This window comes from Methanocella sp., assembly GCF_035506375.1.
In the GTDB taxonomy this organism is placed as follows: domain Archaea; phylum Halobacteriota; class Methanocellia; order Methanocellales; family Methanocellaceae; genus Methanocella.
On record NZ_DATJPM010000083.1, the window covers coordinates 1 to 11642 of the forward strand.

Consider the following 11642-nt stretch of genomic DNA (forward strand, 5'->3'; position numbering starts at 1 on the left):
GATGGGTACGGAGGCACCACAGAGGACACCGGTTTAATATTAACCACGGAGGACACAGAGGGCACGGAGGACTTTTAATTCCTAAAGGGGGCTGACGCCGCGCGGAGCGCTCTTGCTTACCCCTCGGAGACCCCCTGCTTACTTTTATATCCTGAAGAGGGCTGACATCGGGCGGAGTGCTCTTGCTTACCCCTCGGAGACCCCTGCTGAATAATATTATCAGGAAACCGTGTCGCCGTGGTGTCGCCGTGCCGATCATAAAAAAGCGCCGTGTTCGCCGTGTCGCCGTGGTGAATAATAAGCCGTGCCCTCCGTGGTGCCTCCGTGCCGCCGTGGTGAGTCCCGAGGGATTATATCCTGCCCTTCACGAATTCCTCGGTAACGTCCGGTATGTGCTCGAGCCAGTAGTCAATGGTTTGCTCGATCTTCTTTTCATCTATTTTACCGTAGATGCTCGCCGATTTTATCTGGGGCTCCTCCAGCGGGGCGCCGATGCGGCTCACCAGATAGACGTAAGCCTCCTCCACGCCGTCGAAGGCGGCGATGTCCGCGGCCATCCGGCCGGCCACGATGTTATACAGCTTACCGACGTGGCTCACCGGGTTCTTGCCCGCCGTCGCCTCCATGGTCATGGGCCGCCCCGGCGTTATCAGGCCATTCGGGCGATTACCTCTGCCGGTCTCGCCGTCGTCGCCCATCTCGGCGGAGGTGCCGGTGACGGTCAGGTAAATGTCATCGCCTTTGTCGGCGCTGTTCACGATAGCGGATACGTCGGCCCAGCCGGGCGTCACGTAGTCGAGGACTTTCTCTTCGGCACTGCGCTTTGTATCGTCGTACCGCTCCATGTCCCCGATATACTTCGAGACCATAGCGGCGGCCATCGTGAGCTGGATTCCGTCCCCCTTGCGGATGCCCATGATCTTTACGTCCTCGCCGACTCCCTTTACCGAGCGTATCAGCGGCTCGATCTTCGTGACGTTCTCCTCGAGATGGCTGAAGGGCGCATAGCCCAGGCCGATGGACGTGTCGTTCGAGACGACCCGGCCCACGAGGCTTCTCAATTCAGTCGAGCCCATGCCGATGCGGGGCTCCACCGTGAAGTGGCCATTCAGGTTTTTCACTGTCTTCCCGAGGAACTTTTCCGTAGCCTCTTTTGCGATATCGTTGACCGGTATCCGGGTGCCGTCCGCATCGTCCGTGGCCCTTCCGCCTATTACAATGGCCAGGGGTCTCACGATATCGCCGCCGCCGAATTTCGGCTTCGATCGCCCGCCGATGAGCAGGACCTTATCCACGTTGTGGTGCAGTATGCTGCCGAAATGGTCTATATAATACTTACTCAGGCTCCGGGAAATGGCGTCGGATATGCCGTCGCACAGGGTATCCGGGTGTCCCAGGCCCTTTTTTTCCACGATCTCGAACTTGTTGGCGCCGTAAGGGCGAAGCAGTTGTTCAACGAGCACACGAAGGCCTCCGGTAATTACATGTTTAATGTACTATAATAAAAAAGCTACTATAAGGGCTACTTCACGGTGGGCATGAGCTTGCTGACGGCGTCGAAGGCATTATTATCAGGCACCTTCGAGTCGATCCACTTCGTGAGAGACTCTTTTTTAAGCTTCGCCTTCTTCATGATCTGATTTTTAATCGATTGCACGTCGCCCTTTGTAAGCCCGAAGTAGTCGCAAAAGGCGTCGGTCGTCGTGAGCTCGTAGGACCGCCCGACGCGCTTCTTCGCGATAAGGCCTTTCTCAAGGAGCATGGCCACGTGCTCGTAGGCGGCCTGGCCCCGGATATCGACGAGATCCGACTGCTGGAGGGGCTGATAGTAGGCGATGACGGATAGCGTCCGTAGCGCGGGGGCTCTCAGCTCGCCAGGCGAAAAGCCGACCACGCGCTCGGCGTATTCGGGCTTCAGCTGAAGAGCGTACTTACCCTCAAGCCTGACCACCTCGAGGGGCGAGTTCCGCTCCCGGTACTCCTCCATGAGTTTCTCCGCCAGCGAATTAATGTAGGTGTTCGAGCGGTTCAGCAGGGTTTTTAACTGGGCTTCGCCGACGGGCTTCCCGGCCGAGAACAGGGCGGCTTCCAGCAGGCATTTCTCATCCATTCGGCGGCGACCTCCGGATGAAAATGTCCTCGAACAGGACCTCCTGTGTGAGCGTGACGTACTTGCGGTTCGCTAAAAAGAGCAGCGGCAGGTACACGTCCACGATGCCGTGGGGCGTCGGGTCCTTTACTAATTCGGAGAACATGACGAACTCCCGGTAGGCGAACTCCCGGTCCAGGATACCGGTCATGTCTATGATGCTCGCCTCGATGTCCTCGTTGTGGGCGATGCCCAGGACTTCCTCTATGGTCTTCCGCGGGGGCTTCTCGATCTTGAGGGCTTTCCGCATGTGCGAGGCATCCCTTGTGGCCACGGCCCGCTGCAATTCCGTAATTAATTCCTGCAGCGTGACGGGCCTGGCGACGGCGTTCCTCTGCCTGGGCTCCAGCATCGGATAGTCCTCGGGCTCCAGGTCGAAGTCGGGGAGGTAATCGTCCTCGGGCTCTGGCGGAGGAGCGTTCACGAGCACGTCGGACTTCATGCGCAATAATATAGAAGCGTACAGCAGCGTCCTCGCGGAAGCCCGCAGGTCGATCTTCTCGCGCTCCACGATCCGGGCCAGGAACTTGTCGGTGACGTCGATGATGTCGATGTTCCAGGGGTCGATCTCGCCGGCCCTGGCCATCTCCAGCAGGATCTCGATGGACTCTTCCTGGTGCTGTACCATTGCCTCAATCTGCACGGAGCTTCACCCCCGTGATGCTGGAGATGTTGTTCTCCTGCATGGCGATGCCGATGGTGCGGTTGGCCGACTCGATCATGGGCTTCCGCAGGGAGACGACGATGAACTGGGCGTTGTCCGCGAGCTTCTTGATCATGCGGGCGACCCGCTCTGCGTTCGCGCCGTCCAGGAACATGTCGATCTCGTCGAAAACATAAAACGGCGCGGGCCGGTACCGCTGGATCGAGAAGATGAATGCCAGGGCCGTGAGGCTCTTTTCGCCGCCCGACATGGCCTCGAGCCGGTGGAGCGCCTTACCATGGGGCTGGGCGTGGATGGTGAGGCCGCCGGCGAACGGGTCCTCCGCGTTCTCCAGGATGAGCTCGCCGAAGCCGTCAGACAGCTCGTTGAAGATCGCCTTGAAGTGCTCGTTGATGGCGTTAAAGGTCGTTAGGAACGTCTCCTTTTTCATGGTCTTGTAATGCTCGATCTTCTCCAGGATGTTCTCGCGTTCCTTTTGCAGCGTGTCCCGCTTGCCCGTAAGCTCGGTGAGCCGGGCCTGGACGCTGTCGTACTCCGTGATGGAGAGCATGTTGACCGGCTCCAGCGCCTGCATCTTCTTTTCGAGCTGGGATATGCTTGACCTGACCTTGTCCACGGGGGGCACCTCCTCGGAAGGCTGGACGCCGCGCTCCTGCACCGTCTTCTCGAGCGCCTTGATCTTATCCAGGCTCTCCTCTCTCGTTATTTCAAGGGAGTTCAGCATGCCGGTCAGCCGCTCCAGCTGGCGCCTCGCGTCGTAAAGGTCGTGGTCCGCCTCCGTCAGCGCATCCGACATCTCTTCGCGCTGCTTCTTCATGCCGGCGAGCTCCTTCTCTATGGCCTTTTCACGCTTCGTGAGCTCCTCGACGCTCTGCTCGTGGGCTTTTATCTGCACCTCGTTCTGGGAGATCTTTTCCTTCAGGGCGGCGATGTTCTGGTCGATCTGCTCGCCGCGGCCCTTGCTCTCCTGGATACGGGCGTTGATGTAATTCTGCTCCATTTTGAGGGAGGCGATGGCCGCTTCCGTGTCCCGGAGCCGGCCGTCGAGGCGCTTCATCTCGTCCTCGATGCGTGCCGCCTCTTCGGTGAGTGCCGGCACCTCGGAGCCCTTCAGCTCCTCCTCAAGCTTCCCCGCCTCGGCGCCTATGGTAGTGATCTCGCCATCCGCTTTGGAGATGGCCTCCTCGGCGCCGATCAGCTCGTCCCGGAGCTTCCGGCGGTCCTCGCGCAGCGTCTGAATGGCGGCTTCCTTTTCTTTTATGACGGCATCGAGCCTCGTGAGGCGTCCGGCCAGCTCTTCCTTGCGGGCGTTGAGCCTGGATGCCTGCGTCTCGATATCCGAACGGTCCTTCTTGAGGGTGTAGATATGGCCGTCGATGGACTCGACCTTTTTCAGGACGGCGTCGCGGCTGGCCTCGAGGATCGTGATCTGTTCCGCCAGTTCCTTGATGTGCTCCTCTTCGGAGGCTTTGAATTTTAGTTTCGTGCGGGAGCGGTAGCCGCCGGTCATGGCGCCGCTCTTCTCTATTAAATCGCCGTCCAGCGTGACCATGCGGCCCGTGCCGATGAGGCGGCGGGCGGTCTCCAGCGTGTCCACGACGAGCGTATCGCCGAACACGTACCAGAAGGCGGGATCGAACTTCGCGTCGAACTGGACCAGGTTTATGGCATAATCGATGACTCCGGGCTCCCGGATGTTGCGCAGCTGGACCCTCTGGCGCATCTTGTTGAGCGGTAAAAAGGTCGCCGTGCCCTGCTTTCGGCCTTTCAGGTAGTAGATACAGCGGGCGGCGTCCTCGTCGTTATCCACGACGATGTTCTGCATGCGGTTACCGGCTGCCACTTCCAGGGCAGTGGCGTACTCCTGGTCCACCTTGCCTAATTCGGCAATGGTGCCGTATATGCCCGGCAGCTCGTGCGAGTTGCGGGCGCTGATGATGGCCCCGACGGCCTCGCTATACCCGTCCAGGTCCTCGTAGGCCCGGACCCGGGCCTCAGCTTTAGCGTACTCTTCCTGCAGCCTGCGCAGCTTCTCCTCTACGCCGTGCTGCTCGGCCTTCGCCCGTGACCGCGCCCCGTCCATATCGTTAATGTCCGCCATCAATGCCTGGCTGCGGCGCTGCAATTCCGCGACGTCCTTCTCCAGGTTCCCGGACTCGACGCGGGCCTCCTCGATACGGCTCCTGCTGGACGTGATCTCCGTCCCGGCGTCCTGCTCCTCGTCCTGCTTGCGGCGTGCCGCGTCCAGTATGCGATCCTTTTCCCGTAATTTCTCGTTCCTCAGGTTACGTGAGGCCTCCAGGGCCGCCTTGATCTCGGCCAGGCGGGTCCGGACGCCGGCGAACCGCTCGTCGATGGCCGAGATCTTCTTCTGCACCTCGTCCAGGCCGGCCGTGCAGAATCCCATCTCGCTGGTAAGGCTTAGCTTCCGCTTCTCCTCTTCGGCGATCTTGCCGTCGTACTCCTCGATCTGGCCCTTCGCCTTTTCCGTCTCCAGGAAGAGCTTTTGTTTTTCCGCGTCCCTGTTCGTTATTTCTGACCTTGAGAAATCGATGATGTTGATGCAGGCCTTGATGCCGGCGCGGGCCTCCTCGATCTGCCTGCGGATCTGGATCTGCTCGCCCTCGCCCTTATCCGTGATGGTGGCGTTGAGGGCCTTGATGTCGTCCTTGAGCTTCTGCACCGCGGCGCTCTTCTTGTCCACGTCGGCCGTGATGGACGCCCTCTTCTCGGTCTTGTCCCGGATGTCGTCCAGCAGGGAGTCCAGAAGCTGCTGCGCCTCCTTAAGCTCGGACAGGACTAAATAGCCCTCATTTTTTATTTTCTCGTCCCGGTATGACTGGTACAATAATGCCTGGTCGCGCTCAGCCTTCAACTGAGTCAGGCGGGCCTCGACCTCGGCGATGATGATGGCGACGCGGTCGATGCGCTCCCGGACGATGTCCAGCTCGCTCAACGCCTTATCGGTCTTCTCGTCGAACTCTGCCGTGCCGGCGATCTCGTCGATGAACTTGCGCCGCTCGAAGTCGCTGACCTCGATGATGCGGGTGACGTCGCCCTGCATGACCACGTTGTATCCGTCGGGCGATATCTTCGCCTTGAGGAGCTGCTCATGGATCTCCGAGAGCGAGACGGGCTTGTCGTTGAAATAGTAGTAAGAGTAATAGCCGCTGTCGCTGGACTTGATGCGCCGGGTGACCGTGATCTCGTCCTGGTCGATGGGCATCTCCCGGTCCGTGTTGTCGAACCGGATGGTGACATCGGCCGTTCCCGTGCTCTTGCCGTTGACGCTGTAGATGAGATCGGTCAGCTTTTCGGCACGCATGGAGCGGGAGTTCGACAGGCCCAGGCAAAAGAGTATGCTATCGATGATGTTACTTTTCCCCGACCCGTTGGGGCCGCTGATGGTGGTAAAATCATCGAAGAAGGGTATTTTGGCCTTACGGCCGAACGATTTGAAGTTGTTCAGCTCGATCTCTTTGATGTGCATAGTGACAGAAGCTTATGAGTTCTTGCTCAGGTGGAAGAACCTGGTGGCGTCGCTCTGGTTATGGCCGTCTTCCTTAATATCCTTCTGGTTGGCGGCGAACTTGTCGAAGGGCTGGTCGTCCGGAGGCACGCCCGGCGACGATAAGTCCTCTTCCGGATAGCCTTCCTCGGCCGCGTTCGACAGGTTCATGAGCATCGTGCTCAGGGCGCCTTCAAGAGCCCCGACCTTTTTCATTACCTCTGATAAGGCTATCTGTGTTTCCTTGACCTCAGACTCAAGGTGGTCGACCTTTTCCGAGAGGGATTTCACGTCGCCGCCCGCGTTGAGCTCCTTCTTCAGGGAATGGATCTCATCGTCCTTTTCCTTCAGCCTCTGCTCTAATCGCCCGAGCACAATCTCCTTCATATCCCCTTCCATTGTAAACCCTTAGTTGATTAAAACGAAGTTAAAATATATATCTGTTGCCCTGAACGGTAAAAAAGCGGGCGGACGTTAAGCTTTAAAGCTCTTTGTCCACCCGGGCGCTTCGGGCGGCGAGCCGCCCTTGAGCATGTCCTGCCACTTCGAATCCGTAAGGCGGTCGTCCATGGGCCACTTGAACTCGTAATAGGCGAAGGCCGCGCCCTTTGCGACGACGACGCTGCCCCCGGCGGGCACGGCCACGTAAATGTAGTATGGATCGCCGACGCCCTCTTCAAGGACTTTATTCGAGTTGACGTCGGTGTGCACGTCGGCCACGACGGCCATCCTGTCGTCCGTATCGCTGGTGATCGCATCCTTGACTTCCGGCGGAAAGGTGGTGATTCCTTCAAGCGTGCCGCCGACATACCGGATCGTATCGTACTCGTCCTGCGACAGCGTCGTGCCCGTAAGCTCCTTTTCCGAGATGGCCTTCAGCGCCGCCAACAGGTCTTTTAGCTTTGACAGGCGGTCGCCGAACACGTCCAGCAGCAGGTTCCTGGATTTAAGCCCGTCGATGGTCATGCCGGCGAGCGACGCAAGGCGCCCGTATAGCTCCGGGTTGGGCTCCACGTAGCCCTTTGGCGGCTCGGGAGGCGTCATGATGGCCGTGGCACGCATCGTGTAGCTCTGCTTGGCATATAGAATCGTATCGTGCCTCAGCTCGGCCCAGCTTCCCAGCGACGTGTCGAGCTCCTTATCCGTCCACGCCTGGCTCTTCATGAACGTCGGGTACCCGTCGCCTTTCTCGTTCAGCAGAGGCATCAGGCAGTAGAGCCAGCACCAGTAGAGGTTCTGGGTCCACGTATCGGCTCCCAGAGCCGCGAACTGGCTTTTAAGAGACTCCATCTGCTTCACGTAATTCTTGTAATGGGTCTCGTTATAGATCTTGTCCAGGATGTCGTAGGCCCGCTTTGACCCCAGCACGGCCATTACGTCCAGGCCCATCGGGAAAAGCCGCGGGTCGCTCTGGGTGCCCACTTTCGCGTAGACCAGCTCCTGGAACATGTAGGAGTCGGGGATGAAGCGCTGCCCCATGAAGCGGAATCCCTTGACCGTGTCCGTGCCGCTTTCCTCGTAATCCGTATCCGTCAGCTCCGTGGATACGATCTTCGGCGCCTTCAGCTTGAGGGCTTTATCCATGAACGCCTGGAGCTTCACGTCGTCGGCCAGGTCCGTCAGGCTTACGCTGCCGCCGTAGACTTCCGGTATTAGGGAGCTATAGTCATAGGCCGAGAGGTCGTCGGTTTCGCCGACAAAGAATACCGTGGGCTCATAGATGCCCTTCCACAGGTCAAAGGCCTTGCCCTTCAAGGCGAGCGTGATCAGTATGGCCTGGCGCGTCTGCTCCTTCGGCAGCTCCGGGTTGTCCTTATCCTTTAGGCGGAAGGACATGCGGCCGTACCACATCATGGCCATGAAATATTTCCTGAGGGTGTCGTTCCGGTCGTAGTGGCCCCGGGGCACGTACTGGCTGTAGTCCTCATTGTAGCCGAAGATAGGCGATTTTGAGAAGCCCTCGTGCGCCTTTATGAGGGAAAGCTCATCATGGACCATGCCATTGGCGCTCGATGGTATCGAGGGCGACTCGCCCAGCAGCGTGAGCGCCACAGCGTAGAACGCCGTGTTCTTGAGGGCGGCCGTTTTAACTGACTCTGTTGCCGAGTCCATCTGGGCCTTCGACTCGTCGTATAACAGCTTCGAGAGGTCGAGGATGTCGGGGCTGAAGTGCTCGACTTCGAGCATCCTTAAAATGTAATCGAATAAGACGTGATAGGTGTGAAGCACCGAGTCGGTGGTCACGAACGCCGGGAGCCCGGCCTCGCTCAGGCTCTTGTAGACGTCGTATATCTGGGCGTCGCTCGACGGTGTCAGGTAGAATAAATTTTTCGCCAGGGCGCTCTTCCCCGCGTCATCGACGCCGAGCTTATCCAGGCCCGAGAGCTTTGAAACGTCGACACTATAGTCTTTAAGGGAGGGCGTGACCGCCGACGGCAGCGGCTGGAACTCGGCGAACTTCGCCTGCGTCTTGCCTGCCACAGTATACGTGAGGTTGCCCGTCGGTCGTAGCGTGGGGCCCTCGTTCATAGAGCTGCCCACGCAGCCCAGGGCGCCGGAGCCCAGGACCATGGCGCCGGCAGCGCCCATGGCTTTTAGGAATGCCCGCCTGTTTATGCCTGAAAGACCGTCGCTCATGATTAGAAATTAGCTGTCGAGATGAAATATATTGCCTTGACTACGGGTGCATTCGCAATTATCAACGCCACCCGTGTGAAACCAACAGGTTTTTATCTTCTCTTCATTACTTAATGTTGATGCGAACCATAGACTGGAGCGACGAGAAGGGCTGCGTTACGATAATCGACCAGACGGCCCTGCCCCTGAAGCTTGCCCTGATAGACATTTATCACATTAACGCGCTTAACGACGCCATCCTGCGGCTGAAGGTCCGGGGAGCTCCCGCCCTCGGGGCGGCCGGCGGCTTCGGGGTCGCCTTGCTGGCCAGGACGATAAAGGCGGAAGACTACAGGGAAGAGCTGATAAAAGAGACTGAAAGCCTGAAACGCGTTCGCCCGACGGCCGTGAACCTTTCCTGGGGTGCCGACCGTGTGCTGACGAAGGCGCTCACCGGCAGGGACCGGGCGGAAATAGAAACATTAGCCCTGGCTGAGGCAAAGGCGCTGGCGGACGAGGACGTGGCGCAGTGCAGGGCCATCGGCGAGCACGGCGCTGCGCTGTTGCGCTCGGGCGACACGGTCATGACACATTGTAACGCGGGCCGGCTGGCGTGCGTCGACTGGGGCACCGCCCTGGGCGTGATACGCTCCGCCATCGAGCAGGGAAAGGATATCAAGGTCATCTCCTGCGAGACGCGGCCCCTGAACCAGGGGAGCCGCATCACCTGCTTCGAGCTGATGGAGGACCGCATACCGGTCACGCTAATCACGGACAGCATGGCGGGCCACGTGATGCGCCAGGGCAAAGTGGACAAAGTCATCGTCGGCGCCGACCGCATCGTCGAGGACGCCGTCTTCAACAAGATCGGCACCTACTCGCACTCCGTCCTTGCTAAGGCCCACGGTATCCCTTTCTACGTGGCGGCACCGCTCTCGACGTTCGACTTCCGCCATGCGGAAAAGGACGTGGTGATCGAGGAGCGCGACCCGGAGGAATTGAGGCGCTGGAATGGCACGCAGATAGCGCCCGCGGGCGTGCCGGCATTTAATCCGGCGTTCGACGCGACGCCGATGGAGAACGTCACTGCCGTCATCACCGAGCAGGGAGTTTTCAAGCCGCCACTGCCCTTTACCGGGCTGAAGAAAAGTTCAAGCCTAAAACGATATATAAAGGATAAGCCTGAGGGAGTCCGGGATGGCATATAGGTATAATTCGCAGGAAATGAAAGGGGCCATGGAGGCCGTGATCGACAGGATCGAGCGGGGCTGTGAGCTCAAGGAATATTTCATATCGGGCCTGCAGCACGTCTACCGTGTGGACGGCCAGTTTTTACTTGTACTGCGCTACAGCAAGAACAAGGACGGCCACTACTATTTCTCCATCCCCCAGGAATTCCTGTACAACCCCACCATCAAGCACCTGGTGCTCGTCTGCGAGAAGCCGGATAACGCCATCGTCCTCCCGGCGTCGCAGATCGCCGACATGCTCGAGGACATCGAGCCTGGCGAGAAGGGCTGGACGTTAGACGTCTATGACAAGGAGGGCTGGGAGCTCAAGATCGCCCGGACCGAGAAGGTCCTGTACGTCGATAACTACGTCAACGAGTACGAGCTGATCTACTCCCGGAGCGCCATGTCCACGGGCAAGACCGCCCTCAACATGTTCTGCAAGGACAAGCCGGGCGTGCTCCGGGACGTGGCCGGCATGGTCGCCAAGCACGGCGGCAACATCACGTACACTCAGCAGTTTATCGTGGACAAGGGCGACAAGGAGGGCATGTCCAACGTCTACATGGAGGTCGAGAACGTAAAAGATATTGACGACCTCGTCAAGGCCCTCGAAAAGATGTCTCTGGTGCAGGAAGTCACGCTGCACCCGCCTCTGGACCGGATCTATGGGTCGCGCGTCATCATTATCGGCGGCGGGGCCCAGGTCGCCCAGGTCGCCGTGGGCGCCATCAACGAGGCGGACCGGCACAACATCCGGGGCGAGCGCATTAGCGTGGACACGATCCCCCTGGTGGGCGAAGACACGCTGGCCGACGCCGTGGAGGCCGTGAAGCGCCTTCACCGGGCGCAGATCCTCGTGCTGGCCGGCTCTATCATGGGCGGCAGCATATCGGAGGAGGTCAAGAAGCTCCACGACGAGGGCATACCCGTTATCTCGCTAAATATGGCCGGCAGCGTTCCCGATTACGCCGACCTGGTGGTCACCGACCCAATCCAGGCCGGCACTTTCGCCGTCATGCACGTCGCCAAGACAGCCGTGTTCGACATCGACCGCGTGCGTGGCAAGAAGTTTTAATATTTTTGCTGTCCGGCTTAAGCCCGCGAAGAGCATACAAGCCCGCGAAGACTGTTTCGAGCGCGAAGACCGCGAAGCTACATTTAGAGATTTAATATTAAATGAATGAGTTTAGTCATAATTAATTTCTTTTGCTGTGGTGAATTACTCCCGTATTTTAAGCTTTTTAAGGGCACGGAGGGCACTATTTTCACCACAAAGGCACGATGGCACTGAGGCTCACAAAGTCTTTTTTTAGATTAAGTTACAAAGGACACAAAGCCGGTTCATTGGCGATCAGGGCACGAAGGATACAAGGGCACAGTGGAATGAACAAGAGCACTTTTTGCCATCGTGCCTTCATATCCTTTGTATCTTAAAAGTTCAAAAAGCGGCTCTGTGCCCTTTGTCTCTTAATT

At 58.7% G+C, this 11642-nt stretch carries 8 protein-coding genes; 2 read left to right on the forward strand and 6 right to left on the reverse strand.

Translation table 11 applies throughout. The annotated features are described in order from the left end of the window. Positions 1-350 precede the first annotated feature (350 nt). The 6 genes from VMC84_RS11560 to VMC84_RS11585 all read right to left on the reverse strand — a co-directional run bounded on the left by VMC84_RS11560 (position 351) and on the right by VMC84_RS11585 (position 8958). Entirely contained in the window at positions 351-1463 is a 1113-nt protein-coding gene (locus tag VMC84_RS11560) for a methionine adenosyltransferase (RefSeq protein ID WP_325380796.1), read from the reverse strand. 59 nt (positions 1464-1522) lie between these two features. Continuing rightward, entirely contained in the window at positions 1523-2110 is a 588-nt protein-coding gene (gene scpB, locus VMC84_RS11565) for an SMC-Scp complex subunit ScpB (RefSeq protein WP_325380798.1), read from the reverse strand. Next, positions 2103-2792, reverse strand: coding sequence for a ScpA family protein (locus tag VMC84_RS11570; RefSeq protein ID WP_325380800.1), 690 nt, complete (start codon positions 2790-2792; stop codon positions 2103-2105). The genes scpB and VMC84_RS11570 overlap by 8 nt, the downstream gene beginning before the upstream one ends. Beyond that, entirely contained in the window at positions 2782-6303 is a 3522-nt protein-coding gene (smc, locus tag VMC84_RS11575) for a chromosome segregation protein SMC (RefSeq protein WP_325380802.1), read from the reverse strand. The genes VMC84_RS11570 and smc overlap by 11 nt, the downstream gene beginning before the upstream one ends. A gap of 12 nt (positions 6304-6315) precedes the next feature. After that, on the reverse strand, positions 6316-6708 hold the full coding sequence (locus VMC84_RS11580; RefSeq protein WP_325380804.1) for a hypothetical protein: 393 nt from the start codon (positions 6706-6708) through the stop codon (positions 6316-6318). 87 nt (positions 6709-6795) lie between these two features. Next, positions 6796-8958, reverse strand: coding sequence for a DUF3160 domain-containing protein (locus VMC84_RS11585; RefSeq protein WP_325380806.1), 2163 nt, complete (start codon positions 8956-8958; stop codon positions 6796-6798). A 113-nt stretch (positions 8959-9071) separates the two neighbouring features. Here VMC84_RS11585 and VMC84_RS11590 point away from each other — a divergent pair, with 113 nt between their 5' ends. Both VMC84_RS11590 and VMC84_RS11595 read left to right on the forward strand, forming a co-directional pair. Then, positions 9072-10145 carry an S-methyl-5-thioribose-1-phosphate isomerase gene (locus VMC84_RS11590; protein WP_349256777.1) on the forward strand — a complete coding sequence of 358 codons (1074 nt, stop codon included), beginning with the start codon at positions 9072-9074 and terminating at the stop codon, positions 10143-10145. Further along, on the forward strand, positions 10135-11244 hold the full coding sequence (locus VMC84_RS11595) for a DUF5612 domain-containing protein (RefSeq protein WP_325380810.1): 1110 nt from the start codon (positions 10135-10137) through the stop codon (positions 11242-11244). The genes VMC84_RS11590 and VMC84_RS11595 overlap by 11 nt, the downstream gene beginning before the upstream one ends. Positions 11245-11642 lie beyond the last annotated feature (398 nt).